We start from the raw sequence: 24,852 nt of genomic DNA, 5'->3' as shown, positions 1-24,852 counted from the left end.
AAGCGCTACCTGTTGGATGGCATGTATTCTCCTTATTCTACAAAGCTTTTCTTTTAATACTTTTGCGCTTTCACCTTACTCAACACGTGAATTGGAAGAACTGGAAAAAGAGTTTATTCAACTGATTAACCAATCGGATAGCATCGAACGCAATCCTTTAGCTAATCAATACATTAACCATTTGGGACGAAAGCTTGCACGGTATGCACATATCCCTACGCCTTATTTCTTCATTGTAAAATCCAATGAAATCAATGCTTTTGCGGGACCAGGTGGCTATATTGGCATTAATACTCAACTGATCCTTGCCACAGCCAATGAGAGTGAGTTGGCTGCTGTCATGGCACATGAAATTGCTCACGTCCGCCTTCATCATCTCTACCAGATGATTCAACATGAAAAACAAATGCGCATCCCTATGCTGGCTTCTTTATTAGCATCAGCGGCTTTGGGAGTAGTCAATCCTACGCTAGGAAGTGGGGCATTAATGGCCACATTAAGTGGCTTTGCTCAGGATAATATTAATTTTACGCGTGCGAATGAAAAAGAAGCAGATCGCATTGGTATTGATATGCTAATTAAAGCTGGTTTTGACCCTCGAGGTATGGCTAATTTTTTCAAAAAAATGCAAGAGAACTCTCGCTATTATTATACAGCCAATATTCCAGCAATCTTAAGAACTCACCCCCTTGATGAAGATCGTATCGCTGAGGCAGAAAATCGTACAACCCGCACCACGGTAAAAAAGGTGCCTGAAACACTTAATTATCGTTTATTTAAAGAATTAGTTCGCGTTGCTGTAGCCAATAATAACAAACAATTAATCGATTATTATCAACATCAATGTCACAACAAAAACAGTGGTGTAGCCTGTCAATACGGTTATGTCTTGGCCTTACTTAGCATTAATCAATATCAACAAGCACAAACACGCTCAGAGTCTTTACTCAGGCAAGATCAAGACAATCTTTTTTATCAAATTGCCATGGCACAAGCTGAAACTGGCAACCGACAATTTGATGCCGCTATAACAAGGCTCAACAATTTACAGGCAAATTATCCTGAAAACTATGCAGCACTCATGGCTTATGCTCAAAGTTTATTATCTGCCGGTAAAGCAGAGAAAGCTGCAAGTGTTTTGTTAAAAGGTTCCAGGCAATTTAAAAGGGACTTACCTCTTTGCGAAACTTTGGCGCAAGCACAAGCAGCCTCTCGCCACAAAGATTATGCCTATTTTACTGAAGCCCAATGTCAGCTACTGCAAGGACGTAAACGGGATGCCATGCGACAACTAAAACAAGCCAAATTATTAGCTAAAAATGACCAATACCTTCAAGCTAGAATTGCAGCGATGATGGAGGAAATAAAATTCTTGACAGAGGATTAGCATCCGCTATTGAATGCCAAACCATCCGCCAGTATCTCCACCAGCCCAACATTCTATATTTTTGCAACTTGAGATTTTTTGTGAACACAATTGCTTAAATTTATCGGCAGCGCTGATATCCTTGTTTACATAGCCCTCTGGCTGGCATACACGGTCAAGGTATTGTCCTCTTACCCTAATTTGTCCCATAACGTAAATGGCTGGAGAGACCGGATACACTCCTTTAAAATGAGAGTAGCAAGCAATATAACAGCCTGGTGCATCTGTATAACTATTATCTGTAGGTAGAGAGGCAGGTACTGCGCCTGGATAAGGATGATTGACTACCCCATAGTTCTCCAGAATATAAACAGGAAATGGAGCGGGTAACAACATATTATTAGGATTCATATTAACTGTTGAAGTTTGCAAGGAATTATCCGATGAAGCATATGAAATCATTGAAAAACACATTAAAAAAAACATGAGAATTTTCATGATTTACTCCATTAAAGAAGTGCCTTTTTAGTATAGACCTTTTTTATACCCCCTTTTCCTTTATGCTCATCACTGTATTATTCCTCACTTTATCCCCAAATTAACTATGTTTTTATGATATCCTGGTAAACTAATAGTTTTTTATAGGGTATTCAGTCGCACTAATATGGCCAATAAAACGGAGTTAATCGTTGAACAAACGCAAAAATGGCTGCACTCTTTTGTGGTTAAATTTAATCTATGCCCTTTTGCGAATAGAGAAATCAAAAGAGGAAGCTTAAGACTAAAAGTCAGTCAAGCCAAAAAAACTCATACGGCACTTAAAGATTACTTTTCCGAGATTAACCTCTTAGATCATCAGCGAGAAATCGAGACCACATTATTAATTTTCCCTTGTTTATTTAATGACTTTTTCGATTACTTGGATTTCGTTGAACTATGTGAAAAAACTTTAGAAGTAAAGGGTTATGTGGGTATCTATCAAATAGCAAGCTTTCATCCCGATTATTGTTTTTCCCATGAAGATTATGACGATGTCTCAAATTACACAAATCGCTCTCCCTATCCTATAATACATTTATTACGTGAGGAAAGCCTAGAGAAAGCAATAAGTGCTTATGACTCAATTGCAGAAATTCCGCAAAAAAACATCAATACCCTACGAAAACTTGGATTAGAAAAAGTTAAACGAATCTTGAGACACTGCACTTTTCCAGAAAGTAAAGCAGCATACTGATAAAAGATTCTTGTCATATGCTGTATCTAATTTAGTTACTTCACTTTGATTTCAGGAGGAGCCTCTACATCAGGAATCATCTTCTCAATTTTAGAAACTTGTTGGGCTGTTTTGGTACCAAAAAAGAAATAGCGCCCACTCGAATGATAATTAGCCGCCAAAGCAAACCCATAAAATATACCAAGACCCGCAATACCCAAGAGAATATTACCAATAACTTGCTTAAAAAGTCCCCACGTCTTACGATGACTTTCTAAAACCCCCTGATGTTTATGAATTGCGTTTATGCTTACATTACTAAAAGATGTAAAACTCGCTTCATTCTTAGGGCTTTCAAGAAAGGTAGCAAATGCCTTATGGAGTTTAGTATGTAAAGCTCTAGCCTCAACCGCCGCATTCTGATACTTCTCGGGAGATTTAGTCGACTTTAATTCTAGCTCACTAACCTTATTCTCTAACCGTGTTAACTCTTTATAAAAATCTTTGAGTTTTTGATTAGTTAATTGACTATCTTTTATTTCAGGTAATTTTTTATCTTTTTCCTCTCTTAATTTTGCTTCTCGTTCCTCTCTTAATTTTGCCTCTCGTTCCTCTCTTAATTTTGCTTCTCGTTCCTCTCTCAATTTTGCTTCTCGTTCCCTCTCTTCTCTCAGTTTTGCGTCCTGGTCTTCTCTAAGCTTGGCTTCCTGTTCCTCTCTCAGTTTTGCTTCTCGTTCCCTCTCTTCTCTTAATTTTACATCTTCGCCTTGAGAAGACTTGCTATCACCACCACTAGGAGATATACCAGTAGTAGTTTTTGGGATAGTTACATGTGTAGACCCACCACTTTCAACAGGAGATAATTTATTATCTTCCTTCGGTTGCATCCCCTGTTCTTGTTTAGGAGAGTGTGCCTCAACCGGCGAAACATCAGTAGTTGTAGATTTAACTTGTTCGGAAGAGCCATGAGTCTCTTCTTTTTTAGGTTGTAATTTTTTTAAAAATTCAGGGACTACTTCTACTAATGTATCCACGGGATCTTTCTTAAGATGGCTTTTAGGAAATGTCGCCTCAACAAAGAAGGTATTTGGATAGGTAGGAGCTTCCAATGCTAATAAATCTTCTCTATTTGTTAAATAATGCTCCTTCTGCTGGGTATATTCTTTAAATAATCCCTCAGTTTTCGGAGTAGACAATAATATGTAATGTCCTGCTTTTGCTCCCAAAGCTAATTCCATCTCTGGCTCTTTGGTATCACAAACAATGACTGTACCATCTTGTTGATTATAAATACCGTATGAACAAAGTTTTGAAAGGACTGAATCAACATCGGCATAAGTTATTTTCACACTGGGATTACTAAGAAATTTACAGTAGTTTTCAAAACCTTTTTGTTCCCAATATTTGCCAATAGTGTCAGACTCTCCCTCAGCCTCTTCTGATAATAAACTCTCATCAAAGAAAGAAGCATTTGCCAAATAGATTGAACTCTCTTCAACCTGCACAAAGAAACTAGCTAAGCTATATTCCTCTGCTGTTAGATCATAACCAAGTTTGCTGGTTTGAGCTTCTTGTAACATTTTTTCAATAGCCCTTGCCTGCTCTGTTTTGACATCTTTTAAAAGATTCAGCACACCTTCGAGTTCTTTTTTAGCTTCGTTAAGCGCTTCTATTGAAGGTGCTAACGTTTTATTACCGAATTTTAGCTTTGCGCGCAACTCATTAAGGTTTGCAATCGATGTCGTCATTTTCTCTTGTGCTTGCCCTAGGGCCAACATCAAAGGTTCATTCACAACATCTGATTCTAGCAGCCCTAAAATGGCATTTTCCAAAGATTTACTGACATCTTCGAGTAAAAATACGGCCCTCCTAGCTGGGGCTTTCCCATCAGCCAATGCTGCCTCTCGATAATCAGCAACCATTTGAACAAAGGAACCTCTACGCAAGTCATGCTCAGAAGAAACTTCACCAGGGAAAGAAAAAATAGCCTCGCGGCTTTCTTTACTTTGAAGTAATTGTTGAACAAACCAACTACGTAATAGCACGCCTAAAATGAGTGTCTTCTCAAATAAATAATCAGGGGTGGCTGAGGTTGTCAGTAGACGTTGTGAGGCTTCCTCTTGCAACAATTGTTTTAATTGACGAACAGCAGGAGCATCTAAGGTATTTTCAGCAAATAACTCTGCAGGAAATGGCTTCCCATTACCTAAAAAATGCAATGCCAAGGAATGAAAAAAGCAATTGTCCATTGCTGCTGAAACATCAACAGCCTCCTTAAATCTCTCTACTCTCTTTGCTTTTTCTTGCCTTAAAAGTTCTTGAGCCTGGGCTACACCTAACATGGCTATCTCGAGAAAAATATTATACTTTAATAATAACAAGCTTTTATTAACTAAGTATTAATTATAAACTGGAATTGCATTTTTTACACTTAGACAAAATGGAACCACGTTTACCTACCCGTTGCCCAAATCTTTTAGGATTTTTTCTGCCTCGAAACTGCTTTCACTTTTTCAGACACTGCTTTTTTTAAATTTTTCTTATCCATACTTTTCTTTAATAATGAAATAAAATCAACCACTGCCTCTTTGTCCTTTACAACATGTGTAGCTCTTTTTTTGCCTGATTTAGCCTCTTTTGCCATTTGTTGATCTAGCCATTTTTGCAGTGTCTCACGATACTCATTGTGATACTTTTCAGGCTTCCACTTATTAGTCATGTCTTTGACTAAGTCAGTAGCCATTTTAATTTCTTTGTCAGATACCTTGTAATTCTTTATGTTATCTTTAGGCACACTTAGCTCTTCTTCTTGACGAATTTCATCACTGTAATGAATCAGATAAAGCAATAGCGCATGTTCATGCGGAAGGATTAAGCTTAAAGACTCTTTGGTACGAATAATAACCTTGGCAACCCCCACCTTATTAGTCTTTTTAAGAACCTCTCTTAAAAGAACGTAGGCTTTTTTATTTTTACTATCGGGAACCAAATAATAAGGCTTTGAAAAATAAAGAGTATCAATCTCTTTTAAATCAACAAACTCTTCAATATCAATTGTTTTAAATAAATCAGGGCTTTCTTTTTCGAAGGCTTTTTCATCCACAATGATATAACTATCCTTGTCATATTCATAACCTTTAACAATATCACTCCAAGCCACTTCTTTACCGGTTTCTTCACTTACTCTCTGGTAACGAACACGAGATTTTGTTTTAGAATCTAAAAGATGAAAATGAATTTCATTGCTTTCTTCTGTAGAAATTAGTGAGACAGGAATGGAAACTAGTCCAAATGAGATTTCACCTTTCCAAATTGATTTGGCCATCTTAAAATCCTTATATGAAAAATTTTGAAATTTTACTCAAATACTTCCCAATAGTTACTGTAATTTTCAGGTAAATTAACTATCAATATTAATTAAATTTTAAACTATTTTATCCCTTTCAAATAAAACAAAATCATTAAAATCCATATAAATTAATTTTAGAACATTCACAGAATACCCAAGAAATAAATCTCATTTTTTACGAAAAATCATAGTATTTTTTCAGCTTTAAAAAAAGAAATATGCGATAAATCTCCCTTTAGACAGTCTTATTTCATTTGGCAATAAATAACTTTTACTAATTTTGATCATAATGGCTAATATTATGTTAATAAACAACCTGTATAGTCTTAAACAAAACCAATTTAACCAATATAAAGCCAAAAAAGACTATGAAATTAATTACCGAATTTGATTTAGAGAACACGCAAGATACAGGAGGAAAGACAGGGAGTATTAGAGTCCAAGAAGAGTCAACAGAGTTATTCTACCAATTAAAACCATCTATTCTTGATAATTCTATTATACGACAACAGAAAGCCGCCAATACTGATAGAGAAAACTTTGGTGAGGTGATTGCCGCATTTATTGGCATTGAAATACTTGGGGAAGACTGCGTTCCGAAGATTTGTCTCGTTTATGATAGCAAGCGCAAACGTGTATTAATAGCTTCGCAATATATGACTGGCGATAAAGTAATAGGCCTGGATGAGTATGTTAAGAATGAACTTGACATCGCTTTAGCTAAAGGAAATAAGCACTATACTTTTATCGCCAGTCAATATTCTCAAATTGATAAAGGGCAAATTGCTCTAGACGGCGTAAAGATAAGAAAGTTAAAGAAAAGCTTGGCAGAAGCGATCGCATTCTCTGCAATTTCAGGAGATCACGATATTAATCCGGGTAACATGCTTGTCATTACAAGGTACGGCACATCCTGGATTGCAAGAATTGATTTTGGTCATGCCTTCAATGACTTATTAAACGCATCTAAATTCAACGGGGGTCAATTAGAAGATAAAGCTAACCCGGTTTTGGATTTTTTTAACCGCCCAAAAATCGCAGGTGTTGGGGGAGCCATATCTAAACTACATCGAGATTATCCCGGAATTATTCTTTCTCAAGAAATGGTAGATGCTCTAAGAAAAATGGCATTTGACTATGAGAAAAACGTAAGTAGAGGAATTAAAGCTGCTAAGAAAGAGTTTAATTGTCTTTTGCAGACTTTGAGGACAGAAGAAGATGAGGAGAATATTGAGCATGTAAAACGATCTTTACTTGCTATTTATGAAAATATTGGTGGGGAAAAATTAGACGAAACTGCGAAAATTGAGCAAGTTTTCAATGCTGTTTTTTCAAAATATGAGGAATTTGTAAAAAAGAATTGCGAAAATGCCATCCTGGTTTCTAATGTCTTACAGTTGCAGGTATATATTGATGATGCATTAAAAAATAATAAAATCTTACCTCCTGATTTTTTCACTCTTTTAAAGGAGAAGAAATTCCCTATGAAAGACGGTAAGATACAATGGGTAAGAACAGATGACACTCCTCCATTTACTGGTAAATTAGATGCTTACATTGTTCACCGCGTAATTCAATTAAGCCAAGAAAATGGACAAAAAAATGCGAGTCAATTATTTTTTAATTACAAGACTTTAAATACCTCTTTACATCAAGAAGAAAAAAATTATTTATTTTCAGATAGCGACTCTTACAGTGCCAAAAACATTAAATTTTTTGCTCCAGTAAAATCAAGCAAAATACATGAAGAGATTAAAATAAATAGCAAACTATTAATAAGTGAACTCGACTCTTATATTAAGCAACGTGTCTTACGTGCTGATAAGTTAAGTCTATTCGCAACTCATAAGAAAGAAGATAAGATTAATGCTGTCCATACATTTATTAATGCACTTGATGGTTATTATTATGAAGGATCCTTACGTGAACATTTAACAGCACTAACAGATGGAAAAGTAGCCGACATAGTCAGTAAATTTTTACCCAATGTTCCGGGCTCAAAAGCAGAGAAAGTTAAACTTATCATCGATCATCTTGAAACCCGGAAGATATGGAGCTCCTACGGCGAAGAGTTTAGATAGTATTTGTTTAAATTAAATAAAATTTGTTAAAGCGGCTTGAGAAATTATCAGACCTTTAAATTTTGATGATCTTAAGCAGTTGACTTAAAAAGCTAATGAGCATATTATGGTTTCATTGGAAATTTTTTTTACTACTTATGGGGAATATTAAGGATGTCCGATAGCAACTACCAATTTTCCATAATTTTTCTTCTTGATAATCTCCTCCGCTAAGGCGGAGCATTCATCTTTAAATTTCAAATCACTTTTATAGCCTTCCAGGAAGCAGTTTCCGGTAGGTTTCTTTAACGAATTCTTGAAGTGCCTAATTATGAATAAATCAATAACACGTATAGCAGCATGGGGATTATGGATTATTGCCTCTTTGTTTTATGCCTATCAGTATATTTTGAGAGTAATGCCCAACATCATGCTGGATAATTTTATTCAGCAATTCCATATAGATACTGCAGTTTTTGGACAATTTTCCGGGGTTTACTACATTGGTTATTCGTTGATGCATTTACCAATTGGCATCATGCTCGATCGTTTTGGCCCTAAGAAAGTAATGACGGGTTGCATCTTGCTAACAGTAATAGGTCTATTACCTATTCTTTTTGCTGAACATTGGGTTTACCCGATGATTGGGAGAGCATTAATAGGTATGGGCTCCTCAGCTGCTATTCTTGGAACATTTAAAATAATTCGTATGGGATTTAGAGAAGAGCATTTCACTCGAATGCTTAGTTTTTCAGTAACTATTGGTCTTATAGGGGCAATTTATGGCGGCGGACCTGTAAGTTACCTGTGTGCAACATTAGGTTATAAAGTAGTCGTGGAGATTTTTACTCTTTTCGGTGTTTTTTTGGCCATTCTCACTTATTTTATTGTTCCAGAAATTGAGAAGTCAAATCATAAAACTTCCATATTAGCAGATATTAAGCAAGTCGTTACTAATCGACACATTATTGCTTTATGTCTATTGGCTGGATTAATGGTAGGTCCTTTGGAAGGGTTTGCTGATGTCTGGGGTTCCGCATTTATAAGACAAGTCTATGGATATAACCGCGCACTTGCCAGTTATTTGCCTTCCATGATTTTTATTGGGATGTGTTTTGGAGCTCCCGCCTTAAGCTATATTGCTGAAAAAAGCCGTAATTATCTAGGCGTAATAATCGGATCAGGCTTGTTGATGATGATTGTCTTTCTTGCATTAATTTCGCAGCACATGAATAGTCAAAGCATGATCTTAGGTTTTATCCTGGTGGGTGTATGCTCAGCTTATCAAATCCTGGCTATCTATAAGGCTTCAACTTATGTTCCCGAACAGGTTGCTGGTATTACAACGGCTGTTGCGAATATGATTATTATGAGCTTTGGCTATGCCTTCCATACATCCATTGGCGTAATAATTAATAGCTTTGGTGGCATTAAGGTCTCTGAAGCATTTATTTATGGTTTAGGTATTATTCCAGTCACCTTGGGCATAGCTGTTATTGGATTTGTTGTTCTCTTCTATCAAGAGCGCTTGAGGGTGATACCAGCTTGAAAACTTCATATTGGGGATAATTTTATCCCCAATATGAAGTTTATTTAGGAATATTAAGCGACATCGACTCGCTTATCTGAGTCACAAAATCGTCTATTGCTACTAATTCTTTCGATGGTTTAAATAAGCTATAAGCAGCCAAACCACCACTTAATAGACCAAGGGCACTACTTGTCGCAACAACAGTACTAGCCGCAGTTCCTCCTGCCATCAAACCAGTAAAAAATGCGCCAGGACCTGACCATATTCCAGCAGCAAAACCAATACCAAAACCAATTAAACCTGCAATCACTGTCACAGTCGCCACTGATGCTAAAATCAGAACACTCTTGAGAACATTTGGATGTTTGCCTTCCAAAATCAAATGGCTTTGATCAATGAAAGTTTTAACTGCTGCCGCTTTTTCTTCAGCAAGCAATGGTTGCTCCAGAGCAGTTTTTAATGCCTTGAGTTCTTTATCTATAGCAATGTATTTGTCAAAAGGTAAGAGAGCTATCCGCTGACGCAGGGCAGTGTACGCCTCTTGCCATTGTGAAGGCTGAAAGGAAACTTGGGCAATTTCTCGTTCCCTAGTAATCCGTTGTATGAGTGCTTTTAAATATTCGGGAAAACCTTCTATATTATAATTTTCTTTGCTTGAGGTGACAAAAACATCTGTGATAGAAATATCTTCTGTTTGAAACTCATCTATTATAGCTTTAATTTTTTCTTCAGCAGCTTCACTATTTTTTTCTGGGTTGTCAGAGCAAATATCCGCTTTTGTCCCAACCAAAACCACCGGCACATCTGGGTTTGTAAAATCTCGAAATCTCTGAATTTCACTTCTTATTTGCCAATAATTAAGTTCCTCATCGGATGATAAGTCAATGCAGTAAATTGCAGCCTCAGCCTGTCGATAATAAAAACCACGAACGTTTTCATACTGCTCGTCGCCAGACAAATCCCATATATCTAATTCGTTATCTATTTTTGCAAATTTAGCAGCAACAGTTGGAGGTATTTCTTCGGAAAAAGAGTTTTTCAGCATTCTATTTAGAAGCTGAGTTTTTCCAGCCCCTTTTTTTCCTAAAATCACTACTTTCATTCTGCCTGTCCAACTAAAATAAACGTACAAATTATAACCTTGTTACATTAAAATACTCTTAAGTAAACTCGATAACCCTAGGAAAGAATTGAATACAGGACTTAACACATGAATACACTATTTCATTTGGCATTTCCGGTACATGATTTTGCTTTGACAAAATTTTTTTACCATGATCAGTTAGGTTTTAAAATAGGTAGAGAGTCCGAGCATGCTCTCATTTTTGACTTTGGGTCTAATCAAATTGTCGCACATAAGATTGAAGCGCCCCTTCCCTTACAACAAGGCATTTATCCCAGACATTTTGGCTTAATTTTCCTTGAAAAACATGAGTTTGACGCATTTATACAACGAGTTAAAACGCAAAAAATTGCTTTTGAAATCCCGCCTAAAACTCGATTCGCCAATACCTGCATTGAGCACTATTCCTTTTTCTTAAAGGATCCAAGTAATAATTTGCTTGAATTTAAATACTATACAAATCCTGCAGGTATTTTTGGTGAATTAAATTTCAAACAAGTTGGAGAAGCTGGTACGAATTCTTAATAAATCCTAAATTTGACAATTCTCTTGCACAAAACTAAGCTTTTATTGTGCGGTGCAACATAAAGGAGAAATGACATGCCTCAAGATTACCTGGAGAATTGGAAAGATGCTTTTAATCAATTACAAAAACCATTTCGAGAAATGATGGAACTTAATGTGAAAACTTTTCAAAAGGTATCTTATCTAAAACCCGATGAACTTTCACACATTAAAAAACCAGAGGATATTTTGGAAAAGAATATCCATATATTCATTCAAAATGGTCATAAGGCACTTGATTATATGCAACAGGCCTTTGATATTTTTGAAAAACAGTTATTGACTGTGGCTAGAAATAGTCATGAAAAGCATCAGCACTAGGTCTCTTTCGAAATTTCCATTTAAATGGGTTAACTAATCGAGTTAACCCATATAAAACTGTGGATTTGATTAGTTCGTATTTACCAACAACAAGAATTACGATCCATTTTATCCTATCGACTTGCTATAAGTTCGTTATAATTGGGAAAAGGATTAGTGGAGTCTCAAGTATGGATAAACAACCTAATGAACATTATGATTTTGAAATATCAGAAGAAGGACTATCTTATGATATTCTTGACGTGTCATTCAACCCTACCACGCAAAATTTCATTAAGAAAAACGGAATTAAGCCTGGCATGCGAGTACTTGATATTGGCAGTGGTTCAGGGGTTATGACTCATTTTCTTGCTCAACAAGTCGGTGAAGACGGACATATCTTATCTATTGATATCAGTCCCGAGCAACTCAACCGAGCGCAGCGTTACTGTGAGCACCATAATGATAAAAATGTAAGTTTTAAAGTTCTCTCAGCTTATGATCTTGATAAGCTTCAAGACATTTTTGATTTGATTTACTGTCGTTTTGTACTACATCATCTACACAGTCCAAAATTAGCCATTAACCTCTTTTACAATTGTTTACAAAAGGGAGGAGTTTACATGGCTGAGGAAGGTATTATAAGTGCGGCATTTTCCTACCCCACTTCCAAAGCCTGGCAATATAATCGCCAACAAATGCCTAAACCAGAGGAAGAAAAAAATGGCATTGGCCGAGATGGGGATTTTGGTATGAAACTTATTTATTGGATGAAAAAGACAGGCTTTGACATTAAAGACGCAAGCTTAGTACAACCGTTGTTGCTTACCTCTCAAAGTAAACACATGCTACTGGATGGTCATTATGCTTTTAAAAAAACAGCCATTGCTCAAGGACTAAGTGAAGCTGAATGGGAACAACAAACACAGGAATTAAAGCGACTTGCGAAAGATGAGTTTTCTGTTGTTGGATTTTATCAATCTTGCCAAGTGTGGGGTACTAAATAAATAGAAGTTACTCATGACAGTGCTATGACTATGAGTAAATTAGGGATTTAATAAACGATTATTTTAACTTGCAAGAAACTGGTCCATTATCTAACTGGATCTGGTTACCACCAAAATCTGTCATAAATTGTCCTTTATACACAGGACTATTTTTGTTGGCTTGTGCAGAGATCATAATGCGCGGACGTGATTTATCCTCATGATCCATAGCCACTAGAAGTAGATTGCCTTCCCTCATGCTAAAAATTGTTGTATCGACCGGGTAAGCAAAGCTAATACTAGGTAGCTCCCCCATTTTTTGAGGAGCAACGAATGAAAGATTATCTTTTAATCCTTGCATTGTACAAACAACCGTCCTCTGAGCATAAGCAAATGTCACTTGTGTCAGAGAAAAAACAACAGCAAACCAAATTTTCATAAGAAGAATCCTTCTTCTTGTTTACAAGTCGATTTAGCCTACTGATTAGCATACTTAAATGCAAGTTTAGTCAGCTCCCTATTTGCAATTTGCAATATTTTTTTGTTATTTGAACTGCATTTGTCTACTTTTAGTATAAAAAATTCAAATTGAGCTATATTTATCTTATATGGAAACAATAAAAATATAATCAAGGAGATACCATGAAGAAAAAGCTGCTATTGATTTTAGCAGTCACTTCGACTTGTTTCTCTCTGTCTTTACCAAACTATTTGCATGAAAAGGAATTACTTGATCAAGATAAAAAAAATGTCGTTGATTTATTTCGCTCTGTGGTAAGTAACCAATATCAATACCCCGGAATGACAATGACCCCATTAAGTGATGTAAGGGGTATGCTCTATAAAGAAGCCCCTACACTCAATGCTGGAGCCATCAATAAGGTATTAACCAGTTTAAAATGTGTAGAAGAATATAATGTCGAACACAATAGTATTTTAACCATCATTGATTATTCAAAGCCCTCGAGTGAAAAACGATTATGGGTATTTGATTTAAATCAAAAGAAATTACTTTTCCACACCTACGTCTCCCATGGCATTCGTTCAGGAAGCTTATTAACCAATTATTTTTCCAATAAGCACGACAGCAAAGCCAGCAGTCTCGGTGTTTACAGAACAGAAAATACTTATTATGGACGTGATGGTTTATCATTAGTATTAAATGGCCTGGATCAGGGATTTAATGATAATGCAACCAGTCGTTCAGTCGTAATGCACGGCGGATGGTATGTTGAAGAAGATTTCATCAAAAAATATGGCAGAGCTGGACGAAGCTGGGGATGCCCTGCGCTCCCACTGCAACTGACAAAGCCTATTATCAATACCATAAAAGACAGATCATTGTTTGTAATCTATTACCCTAACGAAAGTTGGTTTGCAAAATCAAAATTCCTCAATTGTCATCGGTTTTCACCAATACAAGCAAATGTAAAACAAGAGGAAATTATTCCCGCGGAAAACGATTTTCGCGAAGAAATTCTTTTTGCAGACATAAATAATAACCACTTCCGTGAAGAAAGTGACCTTGTTGTCGTCATGACGGCAGAGAATTATGAGCGTGTATTTCATACCAAACCGCCAGTCAATCGCATGCTTAGACGTCAAATCAATAGCGTTGAGTACATTGCCTTAAGTGAGCCTGAACTTAGAAGTATTACCATTCGTGGTAATCATGGCCTTAATGATAGAACAATTTGGGATGAAATCTATTTTGTTAGACCTGATGTTCAGCTACAACGAGGTTACTACATTACCCAAATGAAAATTGTTCCTCTGGGAAAAATAAAGGATGTTAAGCTCAGCGACTCTCCAGACAACTTGCAAAACAAAAATTATACGGTTGAATTCGAGACAAGAGCACCTGTCAACTTGAAAGCAACCAATCAATTTATACGTTGGCTGGGATTATAAACAATAAAGAACATACTTTAGACATTTATGGTATAATTGCTGCAATTTGCTCATTTGAGTTGATACCGTATTCAATAAAAGTGATCTAATCACATAAATCCCTCTGCAAGCAAGCTATGGGCACCACAAGGAAAATTATGACTTTTTCAGCTTTAGGGCTAATTGAACCTTTAATCGACGCTATTAGCGAATTAGGTTACTCCGAACCTACCATCATTCAAAGGAAAGCCATTCCTGTTATTCTAAATGGCAATGACTTACTCGCTTCTGCCCAGACTGGGACGGGAAAAACTGCGAGTTTTGTCTTACCAGTTTTACAACAATTGAGCCAAAAGCCTCGGGCTAAAAGTAATCATACCAGGGTACTAATTCTTACGCCTACTCGCGAATTGGCTGCTCAAGTTCATGAAAATATCGTTGAATACAGCAGATATTTGCCACTCCGCTCTACAGTCGTTTATGGCGGGGTAAAAATTAACCCTCAGATGATGCGCTTACGTGCTGGCGTTGAAATCTTAGTTGCAACTCCCGGACGATTACTAGATTTGCATCAACAACGAGCTATCCGACTTGAAGAAGTAGATACTTTTATATTGGATGAAGCTGATCGCATGTTAGATATGGGATTTATTCATGACATTAAAAGGATTATTAAATTATTGCCTCCAAGAAGACAAAATTTATTATTCTCTGCCACCTTTTCTGAGGAAATTCGTCTTTTGGCGAAAGGGTTACTACATCAACCGATGGAAATTGATGTAGCCCCCAGAAATACCTCTGTAGCGGTGATAAAGCAAACTATTCACCCAGTTGATAAAAGTCGTAAAGCAGCACTTCTTAGTCATTTGATTCATAAGAATAAATGGGGACAAACGTTAGTATTTTCTCGCACTAAACACGGAGCTAATAAACTTGTGAAACAACTGGCTGAATCGCAGATTCATTCAGCTGCTATTCATGGTAACAAATCGCAAGCACAGCGCACGAAGGCTCTTGCAGATTTTAAATCGGGTAAAGTTCAAATCTTGGTAGCAACCGATATAGCAGCAAGAGGAATAGATATTGAGAAACTCCCTTGTGTTGTAAACTTTGATTTACCTCAGGTTGCAGAAGATTATGTTCACCGCATAGGGCGAACTGGACGTGCCGGCGAGACAGGAGTCGCTGTATCGCTTGTGAGTGCCGATGAAATAACTCAGTTAAAAGCCATCGAAAAATTAATCAGTAAAAAATTACAGCGCATTGAAATTGATGACTTCGAACCAGTACACGGCTTACCTGCGTCAACCTCAGCTATGCCCCCTAAAAATAAAACAATGCTACAAAAGAAAAAATCCAGCTTCATTCCGGCCCAGAAAACAAAGAAAAAATTTAATAGCCGCTCCAAACAATAATCGCATCTTGTCATCCCAATATTGGGATGACACATCAAGCTAAATGATATTTTCAACCACAACTTATTGCTCAACACTACTGACAAAAACTGTCAGCATTCTCCTTTAAGCTTAAGAAAACCAGGAATGAACCTTCTATCTATTTAAGGAGAAACAATGTTTTATGCAAAAAAAGAGATAGCACAACATGCTGATTTTTTTATCTCGGTGCTGTCATGAGTCGAAATTGGTTAGCTGTTGCATCAGCAGAGCACGTTCGTCAAGGCCGCCAAGCAGGATTTATGCAGGTTTGCCATGGCAAAGAATCACCACTGCGTCGCATTAAATATGGTGACCACGTCGTCTATTACTCTCCCACTTTGAATTTCGGTGGAAAGGAAAAATGTCAATTATTCACCGCAATAGGGACTGTTTTATCTGGTGAGCCATATCAGGTTGAGATGAGCAGTGGTTTTCATCCTTATCGACGAAATGTAGCCTGGGCCTCTTCCATTGAAACCCCAATACTTCCTCTTCTTGATTGTTTAGAGTTTACGAAAAATAAGAAAAACTGGGGGTATCAATTTCGCTATGGCTTAATTTCCATTAGCGAACGAGACATGACAATTATTTCCAAGGCTATGCAAGCCAACTTTGATGACAACGATAACGCTGAAAATCATAACTTAATTTTTTCCATGGAGACTATATGAGTTTTTTAGAACCCCAATTAATTCAAATACAAAGCTTTACAGTTGTAGGGCTGAATGAGCGCACTAAAAATGAGAATGAATTTAATCCTGACACTGCTAAATTGCCGTGCTTATGGGAGCGTTTCCATACTCAACATATAGCCAACCACTCTACTCCATCGATCTTTGGTGTTTACTCGAACTATGACTCAGACGCTACTGGATTTTATACAGTTACTGCAGGCGTAGAAATGGACAACAACATCATTTTGCCTAATTTAAGTTCAGTTACAGTTCAATCGGGTAATTATCTTCGCTTTGAAAATCAAGGCCCCATGCCTCAAGCAATTATTGAAACCTGGCAACAAATATGGCTCTACTTTTCTTCTCAGCCACAGTTTACACGTACTTATGACACTGATTTTGAAATTTATGATGGCCCAGAAAAGTGTGCTGTTCATATAGGTATAAAATAAGAAATTTAAAATTTAGAGCTCTATCATTCTCGCAAAAGCTTAGATAAATAATTTTAATTTCACCTAAATAGGGTGAAATTAAAATTATAAAAGCCTATCGATTATTGAGAGGGAGGTTTAGAATCGTTCAAATCCAGATTCAAATCCAAAATGCTTGGTATTAGCGATGATTTTGCGAACAACGTATGTTGGCTACAAAATTGATGATATCCAACCGAACTTTGAAGTTTTTTTTGAAAGTTTTTTAGGTCCCCTAAATTTATTTTTACTCCCAAATCAAGCAAATCCTGAAACTCTTTATCGGAGGGGCTAGAGTATAATCCACCTAGGTCAGTCCAAAGTTCCTTTGAAACTAAGGGCTTTAAATTATCCCAAATTGCAGCCAGATCGGACTTTAGCAAAGCAAATAACTGCATTGTCGCATGAAACTCATCTGCTGTTTTTGGTTGAGTAAATTTAGCAAGATACTCATTGGCAACTTGCCTAACAATTTGATTTCTTCTCTCCTCAACAGAAAAGCTTAATGCCTGTTCCAAACCAATAAAAGCTTGTTGGCTTTCTTGATAAACAAAAATTTCACCTGTTTCAATTTTGTAAAACCATCCATGAATCGACAACTCTTTAGAAGCAATTTTTGTTGTAATCAGTGGGTAAGTTTTCAAATGCTCAATTTGGAGAAGGATATTCTGCTTAATAACATCTTCTATTTTAATATCCTCTTCCTTTTCTCTCAATTTCTCAAGTACTGCAGATGAATGTTGAAGCCATGAGGTAAGTTTTGGTAATTCCTTTTTATTTTGCCTTAGTAAACCTTTCATTGCGCCACAATCTGAATGTCCGCAGATAATAATATGCTGCACATTAAAATCCTTACTGTTTAAGGCAAATTCGATTGTGGCAGCCTCACTTGAGCCAGTATTCATTGTTTCGGGTGGGATAATATTACCTGGGTTACGCACTACAAGCATATCGCCAGGCCCAGAGTTTGTGAGCAAATTTGGGACGACTCGTGAGTCTATGCAAGTAATAAATAGGATATCTGGGTGCTGTCCCTTACTTAACATCTCAAAGATACCATGCATTTCTTTAAATTTTTCTTGGTGAAATTTGCGAACCCCAAGCATGAGCCTTATCAACATCTTGATTCCTTCTTATTAATTTCCAGGCAGAAAAATACCTTATTATTGCAAATTCATCAAGCAACATTACAAATATGTTAAGACATGGTGGTTCTTCATCATTATCGCCCCTTGAGTCCAACCTGCTCTCAATTAAATTAAGATTTATACTTATATAAAATCGTTAGGTTTAGAGAATAGCAATGAATTATGTGGCTCACTTCAACCAAGACTCCGATCGATATTTATTGTTTAGGCCTAGCTATCCGGATGCCTTATACCTTTATCTTGCAGAACTTGTTGAAGACGGGTGTGTATGGGACTGTGCTACTGGCAATGGTCAAGCTGCTTTTGCATTAGCTAATTATTTTTCAACAGTTGTTGCCACTGACATCAATTCCGAACCGTTAAAATTAGCGCCCAGCCATCCCAATATCCAATATATTTGTTGTGCTGCTGAAAACACACCTTTGCAAGACCATTCAATTGATTTAATTACTATTGCACAAGCACTGCATTGGTTTAACTTTGAGTTGTTTTACCGTGAGGTCAAGCGTGTTGCAAAGCCCACAGCTTATATTGCTGCCTGGTGTTACACTTTGGGAAAGTTTCATTCACCAATTGATGAAGTAATAGAAGAACTTTATTACAACATTTTAGGCAATAAATATTGGCCCAAAGAACGGCATTTTATTGATGATGCTTATACGACTATTCCATTTCCATTTAAAAAAGAATCAACTCCTTCATTTTTAATAACAAAAGAAATAAATTTAAAACAATTAGTTGGCTATCTAAAAACATGGTCGGCTGTTAAAGAGTATCAACTATTCAATCAAAAGGATCCCATACAATTAATTATTAGTAAGCTTCAAAACTTATGGGGTCATCCAAATTTAAAATATTCTATAAACTGGCCACTGTATTTAATTGCTGGAAAAGTAAGCAAGGATTAAGCTCGTCTGAAATTAAATAGCTCGAACCAAGCCGAAAGATCTTATCTAGTTAAGCAATATGTTATTATGGTAATAAAATTTTTTCGGCAGTGTTTTATGGATACCTCGAAATCAATTTACATACGAGAACTTTGTGCAGTAGATGAGGCAAATTTTCTCGCTATTATGCTGAAAAGCAAGCCTTTTCATTTCCCCTTCGTAACTGCCCCGCAAACTACTGAAGAATTTAAGACTTATCTTCATAAATCGCAGCAAGACGATCAAAAATGCTATTTAGCCCTTGATAAGTCTGAGCACATTATTGGCGTATTTAATATAAGTGGCATTGTACGCGGGGTATTCCAAAGTGCTTACCTTGGCTACTATGCTTCTGTTGATTTTGCTGATCAGGGGCTAATGAGCAAAGCCTTCAAACTGGTTTTAAAAAAATACTTCCTGGAATTAAAGCTTCATCGCATTGAAGCTAATATCCAACCAACGAATAAAAGCTCCATACGCTTGGCAATGCAAAATGGTTTTTTTAAAGAAGGATTCTCACCAAGATATCTAAAAATCAATGGTGTTTGGTGCGATCACCTGCGTTTTGCATTAACTTATGAGGATTGGTTAGCTAGACAAACAGCCTCTGCAATATAGAAAGAAATGCTGAGCCACCCAATGAGACTAGATCATTTAATAAAAAAATCGTGAGTCAAGACTGTTTTTTTATTTTTTATTTAGTTACGATAACCATCAATAATCTATCTCGCCACCTTTCCACAACCTGTGGATATTTTTTTTAGGCACATTGCTATTATTCTTGTTGTTTCTTCTACTCTCGATAAAAAATTTAAATAAAATAAAGGGTTATAGTATCTTTTTGCTGATTAATAGAAAAAACAATTATCCACAGAAAATGTGGATAATATTGTGAATACATGTCTTAAGTGATTGTTCTAAATCAAATTGAAGTATTGATTACCGATTTTACATCTAAGTATTCAATCAAGTTGAATCAAGGCTCTTCATAGCCAAGAAATCGGATAATCTGCCATTTTTTATCCGGATTTTTCTTAAATATATCAATACCCTCTTCCCTGGAAGTTTTACTTTGTCCTGAAACATCAGTCACTTTCAAAGTCCACACCAAGCGAACCACCGCAAGATCATTTGCGAGAAGAATTTCCCTTATATTAAAGGAATAATGATAACGCTTCTTCTTATTGTTTAAAGAGCGACGCAACTGCTTACAAATATTTTTATAATTTTGCTCAGGGAATCCACGATAGTTGTAACGAAGATTAGGTGAAAAAAGATTACAGATATTCTGGGTATTGCGGGTATTGAAATCAGTTGTCCATTCTGACAGCGCATTACGAATTTCAGTTTGTTGTTGGTTGGAGCGTTCCGCATATGCCGCTCCAATTAGCAAAATCATGCTGCCTAATAAGCTTCTTGCCAAACGCATTTTTATACGTCCTCCCTGTTGTACTTTTCGTTCTCTGTGCTAATTTTAAAATAAACACAAAAGGAACATCCTACCATGAACAGACTTATGTCCTGTATACCCTTGGTATTGTTTTTTCTCTCAGCTCAAGCGGCAGAACCATCTTTAGGACAAATCGAGACACAGCAGAATGATCAGGAACTTTGCGTACAACAACGCGTGAAGAATTGTATTGATGTATGCGAAAAATCAGATGATGATAACTGCAAACAAATATGTGAACAAAATGCTAAAAATGAGTGCCGTCAGGCCGGTGAATAAAATTAAGTGCTAATTACAAAGCGTTGAACAAAGCAAGGGTTGATTGACTAACGCTGATGAAGAAACAACCGGCTTATCACTAAATAGCCGATAAATATCATGTGTGACTCGTTTACTATTCTCTGCCTGAGTATTTTTTTGGTAAGTGTCATTTAATCTGTAAGCAATATAAGAAACAGCTAAAAGACAAGCAATAGGCCAAGAAATTGCAGTAGCTGTGATAATCAAAGCAGTGGCTCCGGCATTAAATGCCAGGGATTTCCAAAAAAAGATATTCGCTTGACTACATTCTCTATTTAATTCTTGCAGTAATTGTCGATGATGCTCGTCGTCTACTATTTTACTATTGGCGATTTCACGTTGAACAGCGATATTTGCTTGTTTATATTTTTTATATTCTTCTGAAGTGTTATACAATGCATTACTGAACATGCTCATCGCAGCTAAGCAGGCAAATGCCAATGGCCCGGAAACTAATAAAGTAGCCCCAAAGGTAATTACAAACAAATTTGCTGCCACGATATTAATCTTATAATAAGCACATTGCGCTTCCCACTCGTCATTCAATATATCAAGTTGTCGATTAATGACTGCCAGCTCGAAAAGAGAATTTAATGTATTTTTTTGTAAAGTTAACTGCTGAACAATATTGTTGTACTGATTCAACTCATATGACCAATGTACAATAAATAATGCAAGATCAAACGCTAAAAAAATCAAATTTAGCTGCGCTACAACCCATGCAGAGATGTGAAAAAATTCATTATAATTGCTTAACAGATTTACGGTTCCCCAAGCAATGTCATTTGCCATCAAAAAAATACGCTTTTCAATCTCCTGCAATAATATTTTTTTACTCGATAACTCCTCACTCATTGCTGCGTGGATAACATGTTTAATTATGGTCAGCAAATTAATCATAATACGGACAGCATAGAGAGTAAAACTTAGCACTCGCAAAATCGGCTGTGGCTTCTCTAACAATTTCATGAAATCATGGGGCCTGTAGTGGTGTCCCATTTTCTCATTAATTTCCTCAATAATCTCAAGGAACCCGCTGTCTTGAAGACAAATAATAATTGAGTTTGCGAGAGTACGGCTGTAATTCCAATAAGTCCGATTAGTAATTAATTTAGAAACATATTGCCGCACTTGAGCTGAACTAGTTAATGAAGCAGCATACTCCATAATATTATTTTCTATTCTATCTAATAACAAAGAAGATTCAGCACTTGAATCCACCTTCTCTTCTGAGGATATTTCTGCAATAAATTTTTCTATCTCTTTTTTCTTTTTCTGTAAATCTTGTAGGTTTGCTTGGACATAATCACATTGATAATATCGAATTAATAAATCACACAAGCTCTGGGTATATAAAATAATTTCATTATCTTTTTTTAAATAATGTTTATTCGAGATATACAGCTGATATAAAGATGAAAACTCAGCGTTCAGCTGATTTAAATTAAAATCACTTTCTTTAAAAGAAAATTCATCTAATTTATTAGGTGACTTATTAAAAAAACTATGTTTTATGAGATTAATTTTCGACATATGCTTATGATTTATTTATCGCCCTCCTTCTGGCACTTATTTTACAACATGCACATGTTAAAACCAAATTATTCTAATTTAGAACTATTAAATATTATCACTAGTCCGTATTAACGCAGTATGACAAGAGCTTTCTATGGCTCTAAAATTTACTTTATACTTCACCAAAACGGACTAAGCTAAAATTATTTGTATGAGAAGCCATGTGAGTGATGATATCCACCTGAGTCATGTTCGTGATGGTGGTCTGCAGGCATTAGATTATTATGGCCATGGTGGGGCATTTGGCTACCATGACTATGATGATGAACATGAGCCGTAGTACCAGGATGACCATGTGTAACTACCTGAGGCGGGATATTATTGCCAGGTCCAAAAATAGTGCCAGGATAGCTGTAATTACTTGGGTGACCAGATTTTTTGTTGTGATACATATTTTTACCCCTGTTATTGATCCAGATTTATACTATACGATAATCCTCCCTCTTATTGAAATATCTCATTTATTTAGATCTTAAGCCTTTTCAAAAAAAAAATTCTTTTCATCTTATTTGTTTTATTTTTGAGCAAAATTAAAAATAAAATTCTATACTTATCATTGGTATGAAAAAATACTAATGAAACAAGGAGAATGTCATGCGAATACATTCTATGTGCTTCTCAAAATTATTAGGCCCAATAGCAATCGGAGGCCTTTTATCTGTAGGAATATTTTATTCATCCACTACTACTGCCGCTCAGGGATGTGGGTTTGGTTATCACATGACTGCGTATGGTAGATGCGTACCTAATAATCCAGGACCAGGTGCAGTTCCCGTAGCTGGCCGTCCAGACTGTTGGATTAATTATAAAGGACAATTCCGCTGCTGGAGATAATTACATTCGATATCCATTAAGGTTTGTTATGAAATAGGTAATATATTTTTTAATTACTTTAATTTAAGCAAACATGCTTAAGCCCCTTAAAGATGCATGGAGAAATGATATGGCAAAAACAACATACACGACAGGTTCCGCCCAGAAAGGGGAAATTAAAGTAAAATCAATAGAAAATGATACACCACCAAGAACAACGGAAAAACTGAGGGAGATAGTAAAAAATAACCCCCATCGACTTACGTTAGGATGGGAAAATCTTGGTGACCAAGGAACAAAACAGCTAGCCACTGAATTAAGTAATAATCTTACGCTTGAAGAACTTTTTTTTACAATCAAACAATATCACTAGTGAGGCATTAAGGGTACTTGTGGATGCCCTTAAAACTAACTCCAATCTTACTTCCCTTAATTTAGCTCATAACAATATTCCTGATACAGATATCATAATTCTTCTAGAATTAATTAATAATAATCCTCGACTTAAAAAAATAGACCTAACTGGCAATAAAATAACTGAAAACGGTATTAAAATACTTCAGGAAGCATGCGCGGATCGCCTACCAAAAATTGTGATTGAAATAGCTGGTAAAAATGTCATGGCTCATTCTTCTGAAGAATTAAAAACGCAAGATGGAAATCCTAAGTTAGATAAAGACAAAGTAACTACGAATCTTGATCTTGGAAGAGAAGCAATACACTATGCAAAAAAATATATCAAGGGCTCTGCAACAATGGAGTTTTTTATCACTCCGATGAGAGCAAGAACTTTGTCTACTATCGAGAGTTTAACCGATTTATATTGTGTTCCTAACAGATCTGATTTCCGCGCTATGAAACGTCATGTAAAAGGCTCAAAATTATTTAGCGCCGGTAAATGTGGTGAATACTCTTTCCTAATACTGAACTATTTGAGGAAAAATAATATTGATGCCGAGTATTTTAGTATTAAAAATGGCGATCATGCATTTATCGTTATGGGAAGAGAGCCTAATAGTGATCCGAATGATCCCTCTACTTGGGGAAAAAATGCTGTTGTATGTGATGGTCTTAGTGGTGAATGTTATAGAGCTTTAGACGAAAATTTGAAATCTAAAATGCAATGCTGGGTAAGGAGCCAAACACAACCTCCCCCATTACCAGAATTTATAACAATGACTAGTATCAGTGATAAAGCGGATATGAAAATGTAGGAAAAATTAGGGAAAGAAACGTTAGATAAGCTGAATATCATAAGTGAATGCTTAAAAACACATCTCAATAACGATAAGCTGAAAAATATAACACAATCAGCTGAATCTTATATTCAAAATATAACCACAAAATCTTTATCTAATAATGACGTTGAAAGAGCCTTACATAAATTTATTCGTCATGCTTTACGATTGATTGAAACAGATTGTAAATTTGAAAGTAATAACAATAAAGAAAATAAAATTAATGATTTGATTGATAACCTAGTAGAATATGCGAAGACTAATTATTCTAGCTCAGATTTAAAAGCACTAGAGGAAAGCGTTACAAAGAATCCAAATGGAAGACATTCTGAGGAAATAAAACAGCGAATTGAGGCTGACCTATCCAATCGGCCCTGTATTTAAGGTAGTGTTTAAATAATGAAGCCTGCTCAGATAAATTTTCAGACCAAGCTTCAGCG

General features: G+C 36.1%; 26 protein-coding genes. 17 read left to right on the top strand and 9 right to left on the bottom strand.

From position 1 onward, the window contains the following. The first annotated feature begins 16 nt into the window (after positions 1-16). On the top strand, positions 17-1,387 hold the full coding sequence (locus Lbru_RS02010) for a M48 family metalloprotease (protein ID WP_058440852.1): 1,371 nt from the start codon (positions 17-19) through the stop codon (positions 1,385-1,387). 6 nt (positions 1,388-1,393) lie between these two features. Here Lbru_RS02010 and Lbru_RS02005 read toward each other — a convergent pair whose 3' ends face one another. Next, positions 1,394-1,828 (bottom strand): hypothetical protein, encoded by a 435-nt coding sequence (locus tag Lbru_RS02005; RefSeq protein ID WP_420795299.1) that lies wholly within the window; start codon positions 1,826-1,828, stop codon positions 1,394-1,396. 202 nt (positions 1,829-2,030) lie between these two features. Between Lbru_RS02005 and Lbru_RS02000 the strand changes: the two genes are divergently transcribed. Beyond that, positions 2,031-2,600: a DUF1415 domain-containing protein gene (locus Lbru_RS02000; protein WP_058440514.1), complete on the top strand. Its 570-nt coding sequence runs from the start codon at positions 2,031-2,033 to the stop codon at positions 2,598-2,600. A 35-nt stretch (positions 2,601-2,635) separates the two neighbouring features. On the opposite strand, the gene Lbru_RS01995 is transcribed toward Lbru_RS02000, so the two are convergent. Together Lbru_RS01995 and ku are read right to left on the bottom strand one after the other, a co-directional pair. Then, complete coding sequence (locus tag Lbru_RS01995) at positions 2,636-4,921, bottom strand: hypothetical protein (RefSeq protein ID WP_058440513.1); 2,286 nt, start codon at positions 4,919-4,921, stop codon at positions 2,636-2,638. A 134-nt stretch (positions 4,922-5,055) separates the two neighbouring features. Continuing rightward, a complete protein-coding gene (gene ku / locus Lbru_RS01990) occupies positions 5,056-5,904 on the bottom strand; it encodes a non-homologous end joining protein Ku (protein ID WP_058440512.1) in 849 nt (282 codons plus the stop codon). 392 nt (positions 5,905-6,296) lie between these two features. Here ku and Lbru_RS01985 point away from each other — a divergent pair, with 392 nt between their 5' ends. Together Lbru_RS01985 and Lbru_RS01980 are read left to right on the top strand one after the other, a co-directional pair. Continuing rightward, positions 6,297-8,009: a hypothetical protein gene (locus tag Lbru_RS01985; protein ID WP_058440511.1), complete on the top strand. Its 1,713-nt coding sequence runs from the start codon at positions 6,297-6,299 to the stop codon at positions 8,007-8,009. Between the two features lie 310 nt (positions 8,010-8,319). Beyond that, a complete protein-coding gene (locus Lbru_RS01980; protein ID WP_058440510.1) occupies positions 8,320-9,537 on the top strand; it encodes an MFS transporter in 1,218 nt (405 codons plus the stop codon). A gap of 40 nt (positions 9,538-9,577) precedes the next feature. On the opposite strand, the gene Lbru_RS01975 is transcribed toward Lbru_RS01980, so the two are convergent. Then, positions 9,578-10,651: a Rab family GTPase gene (locus Lbru_RS01975; RefSeq protein WP_274519595.1), complete on the bottom strand. Its 1,074-nt coding sequence runs from the start codon at positions 10,649-10,651 to the stop codon at positions 9,578-9,580. Positions 10,652-10,729: 78 nt separating this feature from the next. On the opposite strand from Lbru_RS01975, the gene Lbru_RS01970 reads away from it, so the two are divergent. From Lbru_RS01970 to Lbru_RS01960, 3 genes are all read left to right on the top strand, one after another. Continuing rightward, a complete protein-coding gene (locus Lbru_RS01970) occupies positions 10,730-11,167 on the top strand; it encodes a VOC family protein (RefSeq protein ID WP_058440508.1) in 438 nt (145 codons plus the stop codon). A gap of 75 nt (positions 11,168-11,242) precedes the next feature. After that, positions 11,243-11,527, top strand: a complete 285-nt coding sequence (locus tag Lbru_RS01965; protein ID WP_058440507.1) for a hypothetical protein — start codon at positions 11,243-11,245, stop codon at positions 11,525-11,527. A 170-nt stretch (positions 11,528-11,697) separates the two neighbouring features. Continuing rightward, entirely contained in the window at positions 11,698-12,513 is an 816-nt protein-coding gene (locus Lbru_RS01960; RefSeq protein ID WP_058440506.1) for a class I SAM-dependent methyltransferase, read from the top strand. A gap of 58 nt (positions 12,514-12,571) precedes the next feature. Here Lbru_RS01960 and Lbru_RS01955 read toward each other — a convergent pair whose 3' ends face one another. Further along, positions 12,572-12,931 carry a hypothetical protein gene (locus Lbru_RS01955; protein ID WP_058440505.1) on the bottom strand — a complete coding sequence of 120 codons (360 nt, stop codon included), beginning with the start codon at positions 12,929-12,931 and terminating at the stop codon, positions 12,572-12,574. Between the two features lie 203 nt (positions 12,932-13,134). On the opposite strand from Lbru_RS01955, the gene Lbru_RS01950 reads away from it, so the two are divergent. The 4 genes from Lbru_RS01950 (at position 13,135) to Lbru_RS17415 (ending at position 16,944) form a co-directional block, all read left to right on the top strand. Further along, positions 13,135-14,403: a murein L,D-transpeptidase catalytic domain family protein gene (locus tag Lbru_RS01950; protein WP_058440504.1), complete on the top strand. Its 1,269-nt coding sequence runs from the start codon at positions 13,135-13,137 to the stop codon at positions 14,401-14,403. A 137-nt stretch (positions 14,404-14,540) separates the two neighbouring features. Then, a complete protein-coding gene (locus Lbru_RS01945; protein ID WP_058440503.1) occupies positions 14,541-15,797 on the top strand; it encodes a DEAD/DEAH box helicase in 1,257 nt (418 codons plus the stop codon). Positions 15,798-16,012: 215 nt separating this feature from the next. Then, positions 16,013-16,489 carry an EVE domain-containing protein gene (locus Lbru_RS17420; RefSeq protein WP_058440502.1) on the top strand — a complete coding sequence of 159 codons (477 nt, stop codon included), beginning with the start codon at positions 16,013-16,015 and terminating at the stop codon, positions 16,487-16,489. Beyond that, entirely contained in the window at positions 16,486-16,944 is a 459-nt protein-coding gene (locus Lbru_RS17415) for a GyrI-like domain-containing protein (protein WP_058440501.1), read from the top strand. Before Lbru_RS17420 ends, Lbru_RS17415 begins: the two co-directional genes overlap by 4 nt. Positions 16,945-17,045: 101 nt before the next feature. Here Lbru_RS17415 and Lbru_RS01930 read toward each other — a convergent pair whose 3' ends face one another. Further along, positions 17,046-18,083, bottom strand: a complete 1,038-nt coding sequence (locus tag Lbru_RS01930) for a carbonic anhydrase (protein ID WP_058440500.1) — start codon at positions 18,081-18,083, stop codon at positions 17,046-17,048. A 182-nt stretch (positions 18,084-18,265) separates the two neighbouring features. On the opposite strand from Lbru_RS01930, the gene Lbru_RS01925 reads away from it, so the two are divergent. Together Lbru_RS01925 and Lbru_RS01920 are read left to right on the top strand one after the other, a co-directional pair. Next, on the top strand, positions 18,266-19,018 hold the full coding sequence (locus tag Lbru_RS01925; RefSeq protein WP_058440499.1) for a class I SAM-dependent methyltransferase: 753 nt from the start codon (positions 18,266-18,268) through the stop codon (positions 19,016-19,018). A gap of 96 nt (positions 19,019-19,114) precedes the next feature. Next, a complete protein-coding gene (locus Lbru_RS01920) occupies positions 19,115-19,654 on the top strand; it encodes a GNAT family N-acetyltransferase (protein ID WP_058440498.1) in 540 nt (179 codons plus the stop codon). 358 nt (positions 19,655-20,012) lie between these two features. On the opposite strand, the gene Lbru_RS01915 is transcribed toward Lbru_RS01920, so the two are convergent. Next, positions 20,013-20,465, bottom strand: coding sequence for a YybH family protein (locus tag Lbru_RS01915; RefSeq protein ID WP_058440497.1), 453 nt, complete (start codon positions 20,463-20,465; stop codon positions 20,013-20,015). 75 nt (positions 20,466-20,540) lie between these two features. On the opposite strand from Lbru_RS01915, the gene Lbru_RS01910 reads away from it, so the two are divergent. After that, entirely contained in the window at positions 20,541-20,765 is a 225-nt protein-coding gene (locus tag Lbru_RS01910) for a hypothetical protein (protein ID WP_058440496.1), read from the top strand. A 9-nt stretch (positions 20,766-20,774) separates the two neighbouring features. Here Lbru_RS01910 and Lbru_RS01905 read toward each other — a convergent pair whose 3' ends face one another. Both Lbru_RS01905 and Lbru_RS17040 read right to left on the bottom strand, forming a co-directional pair. Further along, positions 20,775-22,319, bottom strand: a complete 1,545-nt coding sequence (locus tag Lbru_RS01905; RefSeq protein ID WP_058440495.1) for a hypothetical protein — start codon at positions 22,317-22,319, stop codon at positions 20,775-20,777. A 185-nt stretch (positions 22,320-22,504) separates the two neighbouring features. Beyond that, positions 22,505-22,753 (bottom strand): hypothetical protein, encoded by a 249-nt coding sequence (locus Lbru_RS17040; protein ID WP_131793569.1) that lies wholly within the window; start codon positions 22,751-22,753, stop codon positions 22,505-22,507. Between the two features lie 202 nt (positions 22,754-22,955). Here Lbru_RS17040 and Lbru_RS01900 point away from each other — a divergent pair, with 202 nt between their 5' ends. The 3 genes from Lbru_RS01900 (at position 22,956) to Lbru_RS01890 (ending at position 24,388) form a co-directional block, all read left to right on the top strand. Continuing rightward, a complete protein-coding gene (locus Lbru_RS01900) occupies positions 22,956-23,195 on the top strand; it encodes a GCG_CRPN prefix-to-repeats domain-containing protein (RefSeq protein ID WP_058440494.1) in 240 nt (79 codons plus the stop codon). Between the two features lie 109 nt (positions 23,196-23,304). Next, positions 23,305-23,547 (top strand): hypothetical protein, encoded by a 243-nt coding sequence (locus Lbru_RS01895; protein ID WP_131793570.1) that lies wholly within the window; start codon positions 23,305-23,307, stop codon positions 23,545-23,547. Between the two features lie 19 nt (positions 23,548-23,566). Next, entirely contained in the window at positions 23,567-24,388 is an 822-nt protein-coding gene (locus tag Lbru_RS01890) for a leucine-rich repeat domain-containing protein (protein ID WP_058440492.1), read from the top strand. The last annotated feature ends 464 nt before the right edge of the window (positions 24,389-24,852 follow it).

It is taken from the genome of Legionella brunensis, from assembly GCF_001467025.1.
GTDB lineage: Bacteria > Pseudomonadota > Gammaproteobacteria > Legionellales > Legionellaceae > Tatlockia > Tatlockia brunensis.
This window is presented reverse-complemented; position numbering and strand designations above follow the sequence as displayed.